Source organism: Paenibacillus sp. JT22N1, assembly GCF_059692155.1.
Genome location: NZ_JCAUAW010000031.1, coordinates 33,204 through 51,240, shown reverse-complemented (window position 1 = coordinate 51,240; position 18,037 = coordinate 33,204). Strand labels below are relative to the sequence as shown.

Below are 18,037 nucleotides of genomic sequence, written 5' to 3'. Positions count from 1 at the left end.
ACTTTACTTCTTATCTAACATTGCCTAGTATACCTAACATATAAAACGCTTACAACGGTCAATTAATTGCATTTTTTTTACAAACGGACTAAGAAAAATGAAAAAGCACAACCCTTTGATGAACAAAAGGCTGTGCTTTATAAGTTTTTCAGCTATTTCAAAGCTTTCATTGCAATATCCGTACGGTAATGCTTCCCGTCAAAATGAATCCGATCCGCATCCGCATAAGCTTTCTGACGAGCTTCAATGATATCTTTGCCAAGGCCTGTGATTCCAAGAACGCGTCCGCCATTGGTGACAATTTGGCCATCCTCGATAGCTGTCCCCGCGTGGAACACTAGCGAGTCTTGTACTTGATCCAGTCCAGTAATCGGCAGCCCTTTCGGGTAAGGACCTGGGTAGCCTGGTGAAGCTACAATTACACAAACTGCCGCTTCCTCGCTCCACTCGATCGGCTGGTCAGCCAACGTTCCGTTGTTGATAGCTAGGAAAATATCGAGCAGATCGGTTTTGAGGCGAGGCAAAATAACCTGCGTCTCTGGATCACCGAAACGAGCGTTAAACTCAATGGTTTTCACGCCATTCGGGGTCAAAATCAAACCGGCATAAAGCACGCCCTTGAAGGGACGGCCTTCTTTTACCATCGCATCAGCTGTAGGTTGAACGATGTTCACAAGTGCTTCCTGTACGATCGACTCAGGGATATGCGGCAGCGGGGAGTACGTGCCCATTCCGCCCGTATTTGGCCCTTTATCGTTATCAAAAACAGGCTTATGATCCTGCGAAGGCACCATGAGGCGAACCGTGGACCCATCAACAAATGCTAGCAACGACATCTCTTGTCCGGTTAGGAATTCCTCGATCACGACGCTTGCGCCAGCGGATTTACCAAAAACTTGATCCACCATAATATCGCGAAGCGCTGCTTCCGCTTCCTCCATCGTTTGTGCAACGGTAACACCTTTACCCGCGGCCAAGCCATCTGCTTTAATCACAATTGGAGCCGATTGACTGCGTAAGTAAGCAAGCGCTGGCTCATAAGCGTCGAAAGACTCGTAAGTCGCTGTCGGGATGCTGTACTTTTTGAGCAGTTCCTTCATGAATACTTTGCTGCCTTCGATAATCGCCGCATTCGCGCGAGGTCCGAAAGCCTCGATGCCTTTGGACTCCAAGTGGTCAACCAAACCAGCTGCTAATGGATCGTCAGGTGCTACCATCACGAGGTCAATCGCCTGCTCCTTCGCAAATGTACTGATCTCGTCGAATTGCAGTTCCGTAATCGGCACACATTCCGCTAAGCCAGCAATCCCGCCGTTCCCCGGTGCGCAGAACAATTTGCTGATCTTCGGGCTTTTGCTGAGTGCCCATACAATCGCGTGCTCGCGCCCGCCTCGTCCAATAACTAATACACGCATCTAGGAAACCCCTCTCATGGGGAATGCCCACGGTCCGGTTAATGATCGTGAGCATTCTCAATTGTTTTAGTGTTTAAAGTGACGAACGCCTGTCATGACCATGGCAATGCCATTTTCGTTCGCTACGCGGATGGATTCTTCGTCTTTAATGGAGCCGCCCGGTTGAATCACCGCTGTGATTCCCGCTTTTGCTGCCATTTCAAGCGTGTCGCCCATTGGGAAGAATGCATCGGAAGAAAGAACGGAGCCTTTCGCCTTGTCGCCAGCTTGCTCAATGGCAATTTTGGCTGCGCCAACGCGGTTCATTTGACCAGCGCCCACGCCAACCGTCATGTCGTCTGCAACGAGTACGATTGCGTTAGATTTAACGTGCTTAACTACTTTCCATGCGAAAAGCAATTGTTTCATCTCTTCAGCCGTCGGTTGACGCTCAGAAACGACCTTCAGATCAGCTTCGGTCAGCTGGTAGGCATCGCTAGCTTGTACGAGCATGCCACCTTCAACCGTTGTAATCACTGGCTCTGCTTTACGGCCAGCTACTGTATCTAAGCCGCTTACTTTGAGTAGGCGAATGTTTTTCTTTTTAGAAAGGATATCAAGCGCTTCCGGTGTAAAATCAGGCGCAATAACGATTTCCAGGAAAATCTCATGCAGTAATTGAGCTGTTGCCTCATCCACCGCGCGGTTCGCAGCCACGATACCACCGAAGATGGACGTTGGGTCTGCATTGTACGCTTTTGTGTAAGCTTCTAGTACGTTTGTACCGATACCTACGCCGCAAGGATTCATGTGCTTAACGGCTACAACCGCAGGTTCACTGAATTCTTTAACAATCTGAAGCGCAGTATTAGCGTCGTTAATATTATTGTACGATAATTCTTTACCATGTAATTGTTCAGCTGTTGTAATGTTGCCAGCAGCCGCATTCGGCTTACGATAGAAAGCCGCGCTTTGATGCGGGTTCTCTCCGTAACGAAGTTCCTGCATTTTCTCATAAGTCACTGTATAACGCTCTGGGTAAGGCTCGCCTTGCAGGCCAGTCAAGTAGTCACCAATCAAAGCATCGTAAGCTCCTGTGTGACGGAACACTTTGGCAGCTAGACGTTTGCGCGTTTCCAGCGTTGTGTCACCAGTCTCTTGAACTTCTTCCAACACTTTTGCATAGTCAGTCGTGTCAACGATAACGGAAACGAACGCATGGTTCTTAGCTGCGGAACGAAGCATCGTCGGCCCACCGATATCGATGTTCTCAATCGCATCTTCGTAAGTCACATCAGGCTTAGCAATCGTTTCAGCAAAAGGATACAAATTCACGACAACCAGATCAATATACTCCAAACCGAGCTTCTTCATGCTCTCTTGGTGCTCCACGTTGTCACGAACGGCCAGTAGTCCGCCGTGAACATTCGGATGCAGCGTTTTGACGCGGCCATCCATGATCTCCGGAAACCCTGTAACCTCGGAAATACCGATAACCGGCACCCCTTTATCCTTCAACAAACTAAGCGTACCACCCGTAGAAATGATCTCAACGCCCAGCTTCGACAGCTCGCTCGCGAATTCAACAATTCCCGTCTTATCGAAAACGCTGATTAGTGCTCTTTTGATTGCCACTATGCTTCCTCCCAGAAAATAATATTTGTAACTTCTCCCGCTCATCCCAACTTAGCGATGAAAAACAGCCTTAACTTCGATCAAGCTCACGCAATTGGCGTAAAACAGCTACTTTAAGTGATATCAAACAGCAGCGCGCACCGCCGAGTTATCCACAAGGAACCTTAATCTTAGGAGTTACGGCGCCAACCTACGCCCGCACGCTAACCCTGCGGCCATCTATGCTCACGCGATCCTCGCGCAGCCAGCGAATCACCTGCGGAAGCAGCACATGCTCAGCCGCATGGATGCGCTCGGCCAGCGAGTCCGCAGTCTCGTGCTCGTGGATCTCCACAGCGCGCTGGGCGATGATCGGCCCGGAGTCCAGCCCGCCGTCCACGAAGTGAACGGTCACGCCGGTTTGCTTCACGCCGTACTCGACGGCTTGCTCGATCGCACGCACGCCGGGAAACGACGGCAGCAGCGAAGGATGAATGTTGATCATGCGTCCGAAATACGGCTCAACAAGCACATTCGTAATAATCCGCATGTAGCCGGCCATTACGATCAGATCAACCTGACGATCGTGCAGCTCCTTAAGGATAAGAGCCTCGTAAGCCTCACGGCTCTCATATTCCTTCGGAACAAACGTGAATACAGGCACCTTCGCCTCTATAGCACGCTCCACTACATACGCTTGCGGGCGGTCACAGACAAGAAGCTCGATGCTGACATCAAGCTTCCCCTTCTGTACCTGATCTACGATGGCCTGGAAATTCGAGCCGCTGCCCGAAGCAAAAATCGCAATTCGGTAAGGCTGCATTAAACCTCAGCTCCTTGGAACGTCACTACACGCTCGCCTTCTGTAACAACGCCTAAACGGTAAGCTTTCTCGCCTTGTGCTTCTGCTGCGGCAATAGCTTTCTCCGCATCGTCCGCGTCAACGATAACAACCATCCCGATGCCCATGTTGAACGTGCGGAACATATCGTTGTTCGAAATGCCGCCCTCACGCTGCATCAATTCAAAAATCGGCAGGATCGGCCACGATCCATATTGGATTTCGACGTTCACGCCATCAGGCAGAACGCGCGGAATATTTTCGATGAAACCGCCGCCTGTAATGTGTGCCATCCCTTTGATCGCAACATCTTCAAGCATCGCAAGAACTGGCTTCACATAAAGCTTCGTTGGTTCAAGCAGCACGTTACCAAGCTTATCGCCCAGCTCATCCACATGTCCTTGAAGCGTATAACCGCCATCTTCCAGCAAAAGCTTGCGCACAAGAGAGAACCCGTTACTGTGCACACCGCTCGATGCCAGACCTAGAACCACGTCTCCAGGACGGATCGTTGTACCATCGATGATCTTTTTCTTGTCGACGATTCCAACCGTAAACCCGGCAATGTCATACTCCCCTGACGCATACATGCCCGGCATTTCCGCCGTTTCGCCACCGATGAGTGAGCAGCCAGACTGCGCACAACCGTCAGCGATCCCTTTAACAATAGCTTCAATTTTCTCTGGAATTACTTTGTCACAAGCGAGATAGTCGAGGAAAAAAAGTGGCTCCGCGCCTTGAACGATAATATCATTCACGCACATCGCGACAGCATCAATCCCAATCGTATCATGCTTATCCATTGCAAAAGCGATCTTCAGCTTCGTGCCCACGCCGTCCGTACCAGATACGAGAACAGGCTCCTCGTATTTGTCTTTGTTCAAGCTGAACAGCCCGCCGAAGCCACCGAGGTCAGTTAACACTTCAGGACGGAAAGTCCGTTTGACGTGCTTTTTCATCCGTTCTACTGCTTCGTTCCCTGCCGCGATATCGACTCCAGCCTTTTTGTAAGCATCCGACACTTCGCTTCCACTCCTTAGTTTGTATATGTATCGGGAGGTCGACCGCCTAAGCGAGCCCCCCGTTGTGTCTATTCCAACTTATTGCATTTCCCTATCTATTAACCAATTAATCGCAAGCACAACCAACCTTAGTAACATCCACAATTTCTGTTGGATAGGTGTTATCGAAACATGCCGTACAGTAGCCGCTCTCCGCCCCTGCAGAGCCTTGACCGATCGAATCTAACAGACCTTCTTTGGTCAGAAAATGCAAGGAATCCGCGTTGATCGCTTTACGAATCTCTTCGATAGAATTCATCGCAGCGATCAGCTCTTTACGATCCGGTGTATCAATCCCGTAGTAGCATGGGTTCATAAAAGGCGGCGAAGAGATACGCACGTGCACTTCTGTTGCCCCAGCTTCTCTAAGTAAATTGACGATGCGGAGTGACGTTGTCCCGCGCACGATGGAGTCATCAATCATGACAACACGCTTGCCTTCGACGACTTTGCGAACAGCGCTCAACTTCATTTTAACACCTTGCTCACGAAGCTCTTGGCTTGGAATAATGAACGTCCGGCCTGTGTAGCGGTTCTTGATCAGACCCAACTCATAAGGGATACCCGTTTGTTCCGCATAACCAATTGCAGCCGAAATACTCGAATCCGGCACCCCTGTTACAATATCAGCGTCAACGAAAGCTTCCATCGCCAGTTTCTTACCCATCCGCTTACGCGCGGAGTGAATATTCACCGTATCAATGTCACTATCTGGACGAGCAAAGTAGATATACTCCATCGCACAAATCGCGCGTCGGCCGCTTTCCGTGAAACGCTCCGAGCGGAAGCCGTCGCGGTCAATCACGATGATTTCCCCCGGCTGCACATCACGGAAATACGTAGCTCCCACCGCGTCGAAGGCGCAGGACTCGGAAGCGAACAAGTACGCATCTCCCAGACGGCCGATCATGAAGGGACGAAGTCCGTTCGGATCGAGAGCAGCGATCAATTTATCCTTGGTGACGATCAGGAAGGCAAAGCCGCCGATAACTTGATTCATCGCATCTTTAACCGCATCCACAATATCGTCGTGCTCCGAACGGGCAATCAAATGCGCCATAACCTCGGTGTCGCTCGTCGTTTGGAAGATCGAACCCTTCTTCTCAAGCTCGCGCTTGATAATGTTGGCATTATCGAGGTTACCGTTTGTCGCAATCGCAAGGTCGCCCTCCCGATATTTGAAAACTAGAGGCTGCGCATTCGCCAGCTTGCTCTCGCCTGCTGTGGAATAACGCACATGCGCAATCGCTGTGGAACCTGTCAGAGGCGACAAATTCTCGTTAGTGAACACCTCTTTAGCAAGTCCCATCCCGCGATAATAGTTAAACTTTCCATCTTCTACTGTACAGATACCAGCGCTTTCCTGTCCGCGGTGCTGCAGGGCATGCAGCCCGTAATAGCACAGAGAGGAAGCGTCGGGATGACCATACACCCCAAACACCCCGCACTCCTCATTCAGCTTATCAAACAATCCGCCATGGCCGCCTACACCTTCGTTGAAATACTCTCCTGTCCAAAGCTCATGCTGCCCGTCGCCCACTTGGACAACTGGAGCAGCAGGAAGCTTTAGGGCCTCGGATTGTTTTATGCCATTAGACATGGAATCGCATCCTTCCAGACTTTCGCCAGCTCGTTTACCGGAGACTGGAGACGCTGTTCGTTATTGATTTTAACGGTCAGATCTGAACCTGTTACTGTTCCAATTTCTTGATAAGGTACGCCTTGTGAAGCAATCCAGTGTTTCAAAGCGTCCGCTTTATCAGGGGAAGCACTCAGCAAAATACGGGATTGTGTTTCACTGAATAGCGTGAAGTCAGGACGAAGGTCAGACGCCACATTAACAGCTGCACCCAATTTACCGCCGATACAGCTTTCAGCCAAAGCAACGGCCAAGCCGCCTTCGGATAAGTCATGCGCAGAAGCAACAAGACCTTCTTGAATTGCTTTTAGTACAGCATTTTGCAGGCGTTTCTCTGTAGCCAAGTCCAATTCTGGAGGACGGCCTTCGGTTACACCGTGAATGACATATTGGAATTCGCTGCCGCCGAGCTCTGCTTTCGTCTCGCCGAGCAGGATGATGATGTCGCCTTCTTTTTTGAAGCTTTGCGTCGTGATGTGGTCGATGTCATGAACAAGACCAACCATCCCGATAACCGGAGTTGGGTAGATCGCACCTTTGGCGTTCTCGTTGTAAAGCGAGACGTTACCGCCGATAACCGGTGTATCCAAGAAGCGGCAAGCTTCTGCCATACCATCTGTGGATTTCTCCAGCTGCCAGAAAATCTCTGGCTTATCTGGGCTGCCGAAGTTCAGGTTATCCGTAACCGCGAGCGGCTCGGCACCGGAGCAAACAACGTTACGCGCTGCTTCGGAAACCGCGATCCGTCCGCCTACTTCCGGATCCAAGTACACATAGCGTCCGTTGCAGTCGGTTGTCATTGCGAGGCCCTTACGGGTACCGCGAATGGTCACAACCGCTGCGTCCGAACCCGGACGTACTGCCGTATCTGTACGAACCATGTGGTCATACTGGTTGTACACCCACTCTTTGCTCGCTACCGTCGGAGACGCGAGCACTGATTTCAGCGCATCCGTCAATTTCGTTACCTCAGGGTAACGAGTCGTGTCGATCGATGCGCTAGCTTCGTAATAAGCCGGCACCTTGCTCGGCTTATTGTACACCGGGCACTCGTCGACGAGTGCGCCGACAGGCATGTTCCCCACGACTTCACCGTGGTGGATCAATTTCAGGTAACCGTCATCGGTTACCTTGCCGACTTTGGCGCAGTGGAGACCCCAGCGCTCGAAAATGCCCTTAGCTTGCGCCTCATGCTTCGGCTCAACAACGAAAAGCATACGCTCTTGAGACTCAGACAGCATCATTTCATACGCTGTCATACCTTCTTCGCGCTGCGGAACTTCATCGAGGTAAAGCTCCATGCCGTTGCCCGCTTTACTAGCCATCTCTGCGCTGGAGCAAGTAAGCCCCGCAGCGCCCATATCTTGAATTCCGAGTACGATGCCGGAATTGATTAACTCTAAGCACGCTTCCAGCACGAGCTTCTCCATGAACGGATCGCCCACTTGTACCGCTGGGCGCTTCGCTTCGGACTCAGCCGTAAGCTCCTCGGATGCGAACGTCGCACCATGAATACCGTCGCGGCCAGTCGCTGGACCAACGTAGAACACTGGGTTGCCAACACCTTTGGCAACACCGCGTTGAATCATGTTGTGGTCGATAAGACCCACACACATCGCATTAACGAGCGGGTTCCCCTCGTAGCTCTCGTCGAACATCACTTCGCCGCCGACTGTCGGAATCCCGATACAGTTCCCGTATCCAGCGATTCCGGATACAACGTGCTCGAACAAGTACTTCACGCGGTCGTTTTCCAGCTTGCCGAAACGCAAGGAATTCAGAAGCGCTACAGGGCGCGCGCCCATTGAGAAAATATCACGAATAATACCGCCCACACCTGTCGCCGCGCCTTGATAAGGCTCGATCGCTGAAGGGTGGTTATGACTTTCTATTTTGAAAACAACCGCTTGGTTGTCTCCGATATCTACAATCCCTGCGCCTTCACCAGGTCCCATCAGAACGCGAGGTCCTGTAACTGGGAATTTGCGAAGAACAGGTTTGGAATTTTTATAAGAACAATGCTCGGACCACATAACGCTGAATACACCGATTTCTACATAGTTCGGATTGCGTCCAAGGAAGCCGCAAATTTTGGCAAACTCTTCGTCCGTTACGCCCATTTGCTTGTAAATTTTCTGCTCCGCGATTTGCTCGGCTGTTGGTTCATTAACGGATAGCTGCTGCGTCATGTTTCTCCCTCCAAGCGCTTAGAATTGATGTGAACATTTTCTTACCATCTGCGGAGCCAAGAATCTCATGAACGGCACGCTCCGGATGAGGCATCATACCAACGACATTACCTGCTTTATTGCTAATTCCAGCGATATCATCAAGTGATCCGTTCGGGTTGTTGCCCGCTTCATAACGAAATACGATTTGATTGTTTTCTTGTAATTCTTTTAGTGTAGCTTCGTCACAATAGTAATTACCTTCGCCGTGAGCAATTGGAATTTCAATCAACTCGCCCTCCGCGTAATCACGCGTGAAAGCCGTCGTGTTGTTCTCCACTTTAAGGATCGTTTGGTGGCAGCGGAATTTCATTCCGTTGTTGCGCAGCAAAGCGCCTGGCAGTAATCTTGCTTCCGTTAACACTTGGAATCCGTTACAAATACCTAGAATGTACTTGCCTTCTTCCGCAGCCTTAACCACAGCTTTCATTACGTTCGTAAATTGTGCAATCGCTCCGCAACGCAGGTAATCCCCATAAGAGAATCCACCCGGCACGAGGATGCAGTCGTATTTGGACAAGTCGCCATCTGTATGCCAAACATACTCAACCGGCTGACCAATGGTATCTTCGATTGCTTTGTACATATCGATGTCGCAGTTCGATCCCGGAAATACAAGAACCGCAAAATTCATGACGTTTTCCTCCTTCTTCTGGTATGTTACGCCAACTCGTAGCGGTAGTCTTCGATAACCGTGTTCGCAAGCAGCTTCTCGCACATTGCTTTTACGCGCGCTTCTGCTTCTGCTTTATCCGTTGTATCCAGTTCTAACTCCAAGTATTTCCCGATGCGCACCTTGCCAACTTCGTCAAAACCCATGGAATGAAGCGCTCCTTGCACCGCAGTTCCTTGAACATCCAGTACGTTCTGCTTGATCGTTACGTAGACCGTTGCTTTCATTTCTAATCTCTCCTTAGAGTTAATTTAATCCACCAAACGGTGTAAAATTTCTTTATAACGGTTCGAAGTTTCTTCTACAACGGAAGCTGGCAGCTCATCCGGCTCACTATTTTTATCCCAGCCCGATCCCGCTAAATAAGTGCGAACGGGCTCTTTGTCCATCGAATCAATCTCGATATCCAGGGCGTATTTATCTTGGGACCAGTAACGCGAGGAATCCGGCGTGAAAATTTCATCAATAATAATAAGTTCACCCGCATAAAAGCCGAATTCAAACTTCGTATCAGCTAAAATAATGCCCTTTTGCTCACAAATCGAATGAGCCAGCGTGTAAAGCATGATGCTTCGCTCTTGCAGCGCATATGTCAGCTCTTCGCCGACTAAATCAATCATTTGTTCCACGGAAATGTCTTCGTCATGACCGACATCATTTTTAGCCGCAGGTGTGAAAATAGGATCTTGCAAGCGCTCGTTTTTACGCAGGCCTTCAGGCAGTTTGCGACCATTGATCTCGCCGGTTTTCTCGTACTGTCTCCAGCCGTTGCCTGTGATGTAACCGCGAACCACGCATTCGATAGAGATGCGCTCCGCTTTTTTCGCTACAATAGTACGTTCCCTTAGAAGCTCTCTATCTTCCGCACTCGGAATAATCGCATGGAGCTTTTCCACGTCCGTGTGCACAATGTGATTGCTCATGTAACCGCTCGTCACGCCGAACCAGTATTTACTTAGCGCGTTCAGAACGTACCCCTTATCAGGAATACCAGGCTTCAACATGTAATCAAAAGCCGAAATCCGATCCGTCACCACGATAAGGAAATGTTCGCCCAGATCATACAGTTCACGTACTTTACCCTTATGAACCAGGGGAGCGTTAATCATTTCAACAGCTGACTCCAAGATATTGTTAGCCACGAACCACACATCCTTTCCTGCTAAAATGCCCTGCTTTATTTCAAACCTAAACGGTTAAAGATCGTATCTACATGTTTCAAATGCCAGCTTGGATCGAAGCAATCTGCGATCTCTTCTGGGCTTAACACTTCAGTAATCACGGAAGCATTCTCCACGATTTCGCGGAATGAACGCTGCTCTTCCCATGCTTGCATCGCTCTTGGCTGAACCGTATCGTACGCTTGCTCACGAGCAAAGCCTTTGTCAATCAGCTTCGTCATAACGCGGCCAGAGAAAGGAACGTCATAGGTGCTGCGCATGTTGCGTTTCATATTTTCAGGGAACACAGTCAAGTTCTTGATGATGTTGCCTAGACGGTTCAGCATGTAGTTAAGCAGCTGCGTCGCATCCGGCAGAATAATACGCTCAACGGAGGAGTGCGAAATGTCGCGCTCATGCCAAAGCGTTACGTTCTCGTAAGCGGAAACCATGTGCCCGCGAATCACACGGGACAGACCGGAAATGCTCTCGCAACCAATTGGGTTACGCTTATGCGGCATTGCGGAGGAACCTTTTTGACCTTTTGCAAACGGCTCTTCAACCTCGCGGAACTCACTCTTCTGAAGTGCACGAATTTCAGTCGCGAATTTATCAAGAGACGTAGCAACTAGCGCCAGCGTCGCCATGTACTCAGCATGACGGTCGCGCTGTAAGGTTTGTGTAGAGATCGGAGCTGCTTTCGTGCCCAGCTTGCTGCACACATACTCTTCAACGAACGGATCAATGTTCGCGTAGGTGCCTACTGCACCTGAGATTTTACCGAATTGTACGCCATCAGCTGCAAAACGGAAACGCTCCAGGTTACGCTTCATTTCCTCGTACCAAAGGGCCATTTTCAAACCAAACGTCGTCGGCTCTGCATGCACACCATGCGTTCTGCCCATCATTGCTGTATCTTTATGTTCGATCGCTTTATTGCGAAGGATTTCGATGAAATTCTGAATGTCTTTGTCCAAAATCTCGTTAGCTTGTCTCAGTAAGTAGCCAAGTGCCGTATCGACAACGTCAGTCGAAGTCAAACCGTAGTGAACCCATTTGCGCTCAGGTCCCAGCGTTTCGGAAACTGCTCTAGTAAAGGCGATTACGTCATGACGCGTCTCTTGCTCGATTTCATAAATGCGGTCAATGTTGAAGCTTGCGTTCTCGCGCAGTACTTTCACATCTTCCTTAGGAATAACTCCGAGCTCTGACCATGCTTCGCAAGAAAGAATCTCGACTTCAAGCCAAGCTTGGAATTTATTTTCCTCTGTCCAAATGCGTGCCATTTCTGGGCGTGTATAACGTTCAATCATGTTAGCCGTTCCTCCAATGAGTTCTTTTACTTACTTTCCCAAATGCTTGTCTGTTCTATCCAAGTCAGTGCTTTCGCTACGTCGCTTGTAAGGAGATTGATGTGTCCCATCTTACGTTTTTCTTTCGCTTCTTTCTTGCCATATAGATGAACCTTCGCGGAAACGCCTAATTCACTGTGTTCCAGGAAATCGGGTCGGTCGATCAGTTCTTGCAGCGGTTCAACATGCTCACCAAGCAAATTGACCATCACAACCGGGGACAACAGCTCGGTAGAACCAAGCGGCAGGTTGCAAATCGCGCGAACATGCTGCTCGAACTGTGAAGTCCGGCAGGCTTCCATCGTGTAATGACCTGAATTGTGCGGGCGTGGCGCAAGCTCATTAACGTAAAGCTGTCCATCCTTCGTCAGGAATAACTCCACTGCGATCAAACCAATCACACCAAGCGATTCTGCGATGCGTACAGCAAGCTCTTCAGCTTCCTTTTGCACCTGAGCAGGGATTCGCGCGGGAACGATCGATTGATGCAGGATGTTATGTACATGTATATTTTCAGCAGCGGGAAAAGCCTTTACCTCGCCGCGTGGACTTCTTGCCGCAATCACGGATAATTCTTTGTCAAAATGAATGAATTGTTCGAGAACCAGCTCTGTTTTGGCGCGGCTGAGCGTTTCGTAAGCTTCCTCCACCTCGTCCAGCGAGCGAAGAACCCATTGCCCTTTGCCATCGTAGCCGCCGGTTGCTGTTTTGAGCACGCACGGTGTCCCGAAACGTATTACCGCTTCTTTTAGTTCCGCAGCGCTCTTGATTTCAGCATATGGAGCCACAGGTACGCCCGCTGCTTCAATCGCTCTCTTTTCACGCAGACGATGCTGGGTCGTGTATAAAAGCTCACTCCCTTGAGGAACATAGGACTCATTCATTAATATGTTGGTTACATGTGCATCGACGTTCTCGAATTCGTAGGTGATGACGTCCGATAGGGCTGCGAGCTTCCTCGCTGCTTCAACATCGTCAAAGTCCGCCTGAATTTGCTCATCCGCGACTTGACCGCAAGGCGCATCATCCGTAGGGTCGAGCGTCACGAAGCGATACCCCATGTTGCGTCCGGCCAAGGCCAGCATTCGGCCTAGCTGCCCACCGCCCAAGATGCCGATGGTGCCGCCTGGCTTGATGACCTTATCGCTTAAGTTTGATGCTTCACTCATAACAGGTCACTGCTTTCAATCACGGTCTGAGCAATTCGCTCGCGACGCGCTCTGACCTTCGCTTGCAGCTCCGGCTCGAATGCGCCCAGAATTTGCGCTGCCAAGAGGCCAGCATTCGTTGCGCCCGCATGTCCGATTGCCACCGTCGCGACGGGAATGCCGCCTGGCATTTGTACGATCGAGAGCAAGGAATCAAGTCCGTTCAGCGTGGACGTTTTGACTGGAACACCAATAACCGGAAGCTCCGTTTTGGCTGCTACCATCCCTGGTAGATGCGCCGCCCCTCCTGCTCCGGCAATAATCACTTGAATGCCGCGGCCTGCCGCCGAAGCTGCATATTCGAACATAAGGTCCGGCGTTCTATGCGCAGAAACCACCTTTTTCTCATAAGGCACTCCCAGCTCTTCCAGCATGTCGCATGCGTGCTTCATCGTTTCCCAATCCGACTGGCTTCCCATTATGACACCAACACGTACCGTCATCATAAACCTACTCTCATATTGTAATTTTAAAAATCAACTTTGATAACGAAGATTATGCGATGATGTATCTCGACATCGAATCTTGAACGAAACCTGGGAAGTCCGGTACTCACGTAGCCAGCTACGCTCCGTTCCTCCTTCTCCACCTTTCGTCCAACCTTCTCGGTTCTGAAAGCTAACTTTTAAAACTTTCATTTTAAATAATTACTATACTATCATGCCCTTAAACCCAAAAAACGCCCAGAGCTAGAATACATGATTCTATCCGCTGGACAGCAAAAGAACCGAATGCAAAAAGACCATCGTCTTCCTATGGTTTCCCTCATTCGCTTCCTCGTAGTCCAAAAATTCATGGTTTTTGGGTAGAAACTTTCAGGCCTTATCCCTGATTTTATACGAGTTGATTCGACATTTTCAATTAGTGCGGCTTCATTTCCCGCTTCCCTAGTTTACTACCAACTAACGTGCGATGTCAATTTCAAAAAACGAACAATTTTCGTCTAATTCTTTTGGATAGTTCGCTTTTTGGTGCATTTTCTATCTTTTAAACGGTTTGCGACCTCAGATGAGATTCTCATCATCTCCTGAGACCCGATTTGTTAGCAATAAATACTCTCGATAAGCAGACGTTTATTATGCTAATATTTTTCGACAAGACCCTTTATTTAAAGCTCAACGCACTAAATAACGGCTTACACCTCCAATGGGTGAGATTGTTTGAAAGGCCAAATTCTTGTACAACAGCGACCGTCGATTCATTCACCCGTTCTTTCTCCACTTGAAGGTGTCTTAATTCGGGTCAATCGTCATCTATGCTGGGTTGAGGTTACTGGATGCATGAATCCCTATTTGCGGTTGAATAATGTTGTAAAAACAATCATGACGCCTACGACGCCACCCCCAAGAATGAAAATAATGTGTTCTTACGTTTTTTTTCGTATAAAAGTTGAGTGTGAGGGCAGGTAGATAATCAAGAATAGGTTCACTGGTGGGTGAACATTAATGTTTGACCCGCAGTAACCATATGATGTGCTCCGTTATCGGAGTGTATAGCAGAAAAGTTCGGTGCGAGGCAGGTAAAATAGTATTCTATTCAAATACTGATAAACAGCTGGTCGAATTCAGCTCTGTGGAGTGACTTCGGACATATAAGCTGCTTATCTGCGGATCGTAGGGAACGAGGAGCCTCTATTTCGGTGATTATGCCGATTCCGGATCGGTACGCGGAACGTGGGGGCGCTATTTTGGCGGTTTTCCGATTTTAACACCTCGAAAGCGGGAAATAGAGGCTCCTCGTTCCGCGAAAACGTGAAATACGCGGTTTTGCGCAAAATAAGGCTTCTACGTTCCGCTAAAATCTAATGATGCCAGTTGCGGGTTGAATTTAGGAAACGGATAGAAGAACTGTGGATGCAGCTTGTCTGGTTGGGCCATGAGATGGAGATGTGCTCCTTAGTTGAAGTATGTTGTAAAAACAATCATGACGCTACGACGCCCCCCCAAGAATGAAAATAATGTGCTCTTACGTTTTTTTTCGTATAAAAGTGCAACAATTACTGCCGAAATCCCGCCTCTCTCCCTTGTACTCGTTATGAGGAGGCACAATTCTTATTTGCATAAAAAAGAGGGCATTCCAATAAATGGAATACCCCTCTTTTAGCCAATTCACACTACACAGCAGAAACTTCTTTCACAGACCCCGTTTGCAGAGACATATCCGTTTCCTCTGGATTTGGATTAAACTGATTTTCACTCTTCGCAATGACAATTGTCGCTACGCTATTACCAATGATGTTCGTAATTGCTCTCGCTTCGGACATGAACCGGTCTACCCCAATCAGAAGCGCCATGCCTTCAATGGGAATGACATTGTTCGGAATTGCGGCTAGTGTAGCCGCCAGTGTGACGAAGCCAGATCCGGTAATACCCGCAGCACCTTTCGAAGTTAGCATCAGTACGCCCATGAAGGTCAGTACCTGAATCCAATTTAGTTCTACACCATAGGCTTGTGCAATGAATAACCCTGCCATAGATAAGTAGATCGATGTACCGTCAAGGTTGAACGAATAACCAGTGGGAACAACGAGACCTACGACCGGCTTGGATGCGCCGAACTTCTCCAGCTTTTCCATAACGCGCGGCAATGCGGATTCGGATGATGATGTTCCTAATACAAGCAGCAGCTCTTCTTTAATGAATTTCAAGAGCTTAATTAAGCTAAACCCATACATTCTACAAATGGATCCGAGCACAATAAAGATGAACAGCGCCATGGTCACATAGACGGACCCCATCATTTTGCCGAGAGAAAACAAAGAATGAACGCCGAACTTGCCGATTGTATAAGACATCGCACCAAAAGCAGCAATTGGTGAGAATTTCATGATGATTCCTACAATGCGGAAGAAAATTTCATTCATTTTCTCTAGGAAATTCGTAACGGGTTTCACTCTGTCCCCAAGACCAGCCATCGCGAGGCCAAACAAGATAGAGAAGAATAGAACCGGCAGCATATCACCTTTGGAGAATGCAGCCATCACATTATCCGGAACGATACTTGTAAGGAAATCGACAAAGCCGTGACTGCTTGCTGCCGCGTCTTTCGTATACTTTGCAACATCTGCGGCCTTCACACCAGCCGTGCTCATTCCTGCGCCAGGGCGAATGATGTACATGACAGCTACCCCGATAACCATTGCAAACGTAGTAATAATTTCAAAGTACAGAAGCGCCTTGCCGCCGATTCGACCTACTTTTTTCATATCCCCCATACCAGAGATCCCGATTACAATGGTAAAGAAAACAATTGGAGCGATGACCATCTTGATCATTTTCACGAACACATCGGAAAGAACTTTTAAGCTTTCCCCCTGGTGAGGGAAAAACTGACCGAGCGCAATCCCGAGCACAATCGCTAACAGTACCTGCAGTGTTAGGTTTTTTCTAAGTTTCATTATCATCATAACTCCTCCTTCATCTCTATCTAAGCTAGGCTTGGACTTTCTCTTTGCGTCTTCTTGCGACCCCGTCTTCATATGCTGCTTCTATAACCGCATCTCGCACTCGTTCCGCGACTGATTGATTAAACACACTTGGAATAATGTAATACTCATTCAACTCATCTTCTTGAACAACCGATGCAATCGCCTTGGCTGCTGCAAGCTTCATATTCTCAGTCACTCTGGATGCCCTGCAATCCAGTAATCCCCGGAACAATCCTGGGAAGCACAGCACATTGTTGATTTGGTTCGGGTAGTCCGAACGGCCAGTAGCCATAACCCGCACATAAGGCTCTGCCTCTTCTGGGAGAATTTCTGGCGTCGGGTTTGCCATCGCAAAGACGATCGGATTTTCCGCCATCTTGGCGACGTCTTCTCTTTTAAGTACACCTGGACCCGATACGCCAATAAAAATATCTGCCCCTTCAATAACATCCGTGAGTGATCCTTCTATCTGCTTCGGATTCGTATGTTCCGCGTACCACTGCCAAAACGGATTATCGTAAACGCCATTACGCGTGATAGCACCCTGTCGATCGACACCGATGATATTTCGAACTCCTGCAGCCATCAGCATTTTGGTGCAAGCCGTTCCTGCCGCTCCAACGCCGCAAAGCACGACTTTGCAATCCTCAAGTTTCTTGCCTACGATCTTAACGGCATTAAACAACCCCGCCAAAAGCACCACTGCTGTACCATGCTGGTCATCATGAAAAACGGGAATATCTAGTTCCTCGATAAGCCGCTGTTCAATCTCAAAGCATCTAGGTGCAGATATATCTTCTAGATTGATTCCGCCAAAAGTTGGCGATAGCGCTTTCACAATATTTACAATTTCATCTGTATCCTGTGTAGCCAGACATATTGGGAATGCATCGACGCCAGCTAACTGCTTAAATAACATCGCCTTTCCTTCCATTACAGGCATTGCTGCTTCAGGTCCAATATTACCTAGACCAAGTACGGCAGTTCCATCCGATATGACCGCGACCGTGTTGCGTTTGATGGTGAGCGTATGGGCAAGCGACGGCTTTTCGTGGATCGCCATGCACACCTTGGCAACACCCGGTGTATACACCCTGGAGAGGTCATCTCGATTTTTAATGGGATACTTGGGACTCATTTCAATTTTCCCGCCCAAATGAAGCAGAAACGTTTGATCCGAAACATGAACGATTTTCACTCCCGCTAATTTGCGGATGGCTGCAGCAATCAATTCCGTATGCTTGTTATCGTATACATTGATCGTGATATCCCGAACCGTGATGTTTTTATCCGTTCTAACGACGTCAATGGCTATAATATCTCCACCTGCATCACTAATGGCTGTAGCCACACTGCCGAACGACGCGGTATTCTTATCCAATTCTAATCTCAAAATAATACTTGTATTAACTCCCGATGGGATTGACACGTTCTTCACCT

Annotated in this window: 14 protein-coding genes and 1 riboswitch; all 14 genes read right to left on the bottom strand. The window is 48.8% G+C overall.

The window, feature by feature from the left end; translation table 11 throughout:
* Positions 1 to 152: 152 nt before the first annotated feature.
* Positions 153 to 1,415, bottom strand: a complete 1,263-nt coding sequence (gene purD, locus AC58UU_RS35725) for a phosphoribosylamine--glycine ligase (protein WP_497322244.1) — start codon at positions 1,413 to 1,415, stop codon at positions 153 to 155.
* A gap of 66 nt (positions 1,416 to 1,481) precedes the next feature.
* Complete coding sequence (purH, locus tag AC58UU_RS35720; RefSeq protein ID WP_029198293.1) at positions 1,482 to 3,029, bottom strand: bifunctional phosphoribosylaminoimidazolecarboxamide formyltransferase/IMP cyclohydrolase; 1,548 nt, start codon at positions 3,027 to 3,029, stop codon at positions 1,482 to 1,484.
* A gap of 190 nt (positions 3,030 to 3,219) precedes the next feature.
* Positions 3,220 to 3,831 carry a phosphoribosylglycinamide formyltransferase gene (purN, locus tag AC58UU_RS35715; protein WP_497322243.1) on the bottom strand — a complete coding sequence of 204 codons (612 nt, stop codon included), beginning with the start codon at positions 3,829 to 3,831 and terminating at the stop codon, positions 3,220 to 3,222.
* Complete coding sequence (purM, locus tag AC58UU_RS35710; protein WP_497322242.1) at positions 3,831 to 4,871, bottom strand: phosphoribosylformylglycinamidine cyclo-ligase; 1,041 nt, start codon at positions 4,869 to 4,871, stop codon at positions 3,831 to 3,833. Before purM ends, purN begins: the two co-directional genes overlap by 1 nt.
* Before the next feature lie 106 nt (positions 4,872 to 4,977).
* The gene (gene purF / locus AC58UU_RS35705) at positions 4,978 to 6,510 is read right to left on the bottom strand and encodes an amidophosphoribosyltransferase (protein WP_497322241.1); all 1,533 of its coding nucleotides are present in this window, start codon (positions 6,508 to 6,510) and stop codon (positions 4,978 to 4,980) included.
* Complete coding sequence (purL, locus tag AC58UU_RS35700) at positions 6,495 to 8,738, bottom strand: phosphoribosylformylglycinamidine synthase subunit PurL (protein WP_497322240.1); 2,244 nt, start codon at positions 8,736 to 8,738, stop codon at positions 6,495 to 6,497. Before purL ends, purF begins: the two co-directional genes overlap by 16 nt.
* Positions 8,716 to 9,411 (bottom strand): phosphoribosylformylglycinamidine synthase subunit PurQ, encoded by a 696-nt coding sequence (gene purQ / locus AC58UU_RS35695; RefSeq protein ID WP_047676351.1) that lies wholly within the window; start codon positions 9,409 to 9,411, stop codon positions 8,716 to 8,718. The genes purL and purQ overlap by 23 nt, the downstream gene beginning before the upstream one ends.
* A gap of 26 nt (positions 9,412 to 9,437) precedes the next feature.
* Positions 9,438 to 9,677 (bottom strand): phosphoribosylformylglycinamidine synthase subunit PurS, encoded by a 240-nt coding sequence (purS, locus tag AC58UU_RS35690; protein ID WP_029198287.1) that lies wholly within the window; start codon positions 9,675 to 9,677, stop codon positions 9,438 to 9,440.
* A gap of 24 nt (positions 9,678 to 9,701) precedes the next feature.
* On the bottom strand, positions 9,702 to 10,559 hold the full coding sequence (locus tag AC58UU_RS35685) for a phosphoribosylaminoimidazolesuccinocarboxamide synthase (RefSeq protein ID WP_497322265.1): 858 nt from the start codon (positions 10,557 to 10,559) through the stop codon (positions 9,702 to 9,704).
* Between the two features lie 68 nt (positions 10,560 to 10,627).
* Positions 10,628 to 11,923 carry an adenylosuccinate lyase gene (purB, locus tag AC58UU_RS35680; protein ID WP_497322239.1) on the bottom strand — a complete coding sequence of 432 codons (1,296 nt, stop codon included), beginning with the start codon at positions 11,921 to 11,923 and terminating at the stop codon, positions 10,628 to 10,630.
* Positions 11,924 to 11,949: 26 nt separating this feature from the next.
* Complete coding sequence (gene purK / locus AC58UU_RS35675) at positions 11,950 to 13,131, bottom strand: 5-(carboxyamino)imidazole ribonucleotide synthase (protein ID WP_497322238.1); 1,182 nt, start codon at positions 13,129 to 13,131, stop codon at positions 11,950 to 11,952.
* Positions 13,128 to 13,613, bottom strand: a complete 486-nt coding sequence (gene purE, locus AC58UU_RS35670) for a 5-(carboxyamino)imidazole ribonucleotide mutase (RefSeq protein WP_029198283.1) — start codon at positions 13,611 to 13,613, stop codon at positions 13,128 to 13,130. The genes purK and purE overlap by 4 nt, the downstream gene beginning before the upstream one ends.
* A gap of 317 nt (positions 13,614 to 13,930) precedes the next feature.
* Positions 13,931 to 14,032, bottom strand: a riboswitch (purine riboswitch).
* Positions 14,033 to 15,283: 1,251 nt separating this feature from the next.
* Positions 15,284 to 16,567, bottom strand: coding sequence for a dicarboxylate/amino acid:cation symporter (locus tag AC58UU_RS35665; protein WP_497322237.1), 1,284 nt, complete (start codon positions 16,565 to 16,567; stop codon positions 15,284 to 15,286).
* Positions 16,568 to 16,601: 34 nt separating this feature from the next.
* Positions 16,602 to 18,026 (bottom strand): NAD-dependent malic enzyme, encoded by a 1,425-nt coding sequence (locus AC58UU_RS35660; RefSeq protein ID WP_497322264.1) that lies wholly within the window; start codon positions 18,024 to 18,026, stop codon positions 16,602 to 16,604.
* Between the last annotated feature and the right edge of the window lie 11 nt (positions 18,027 to 18,037).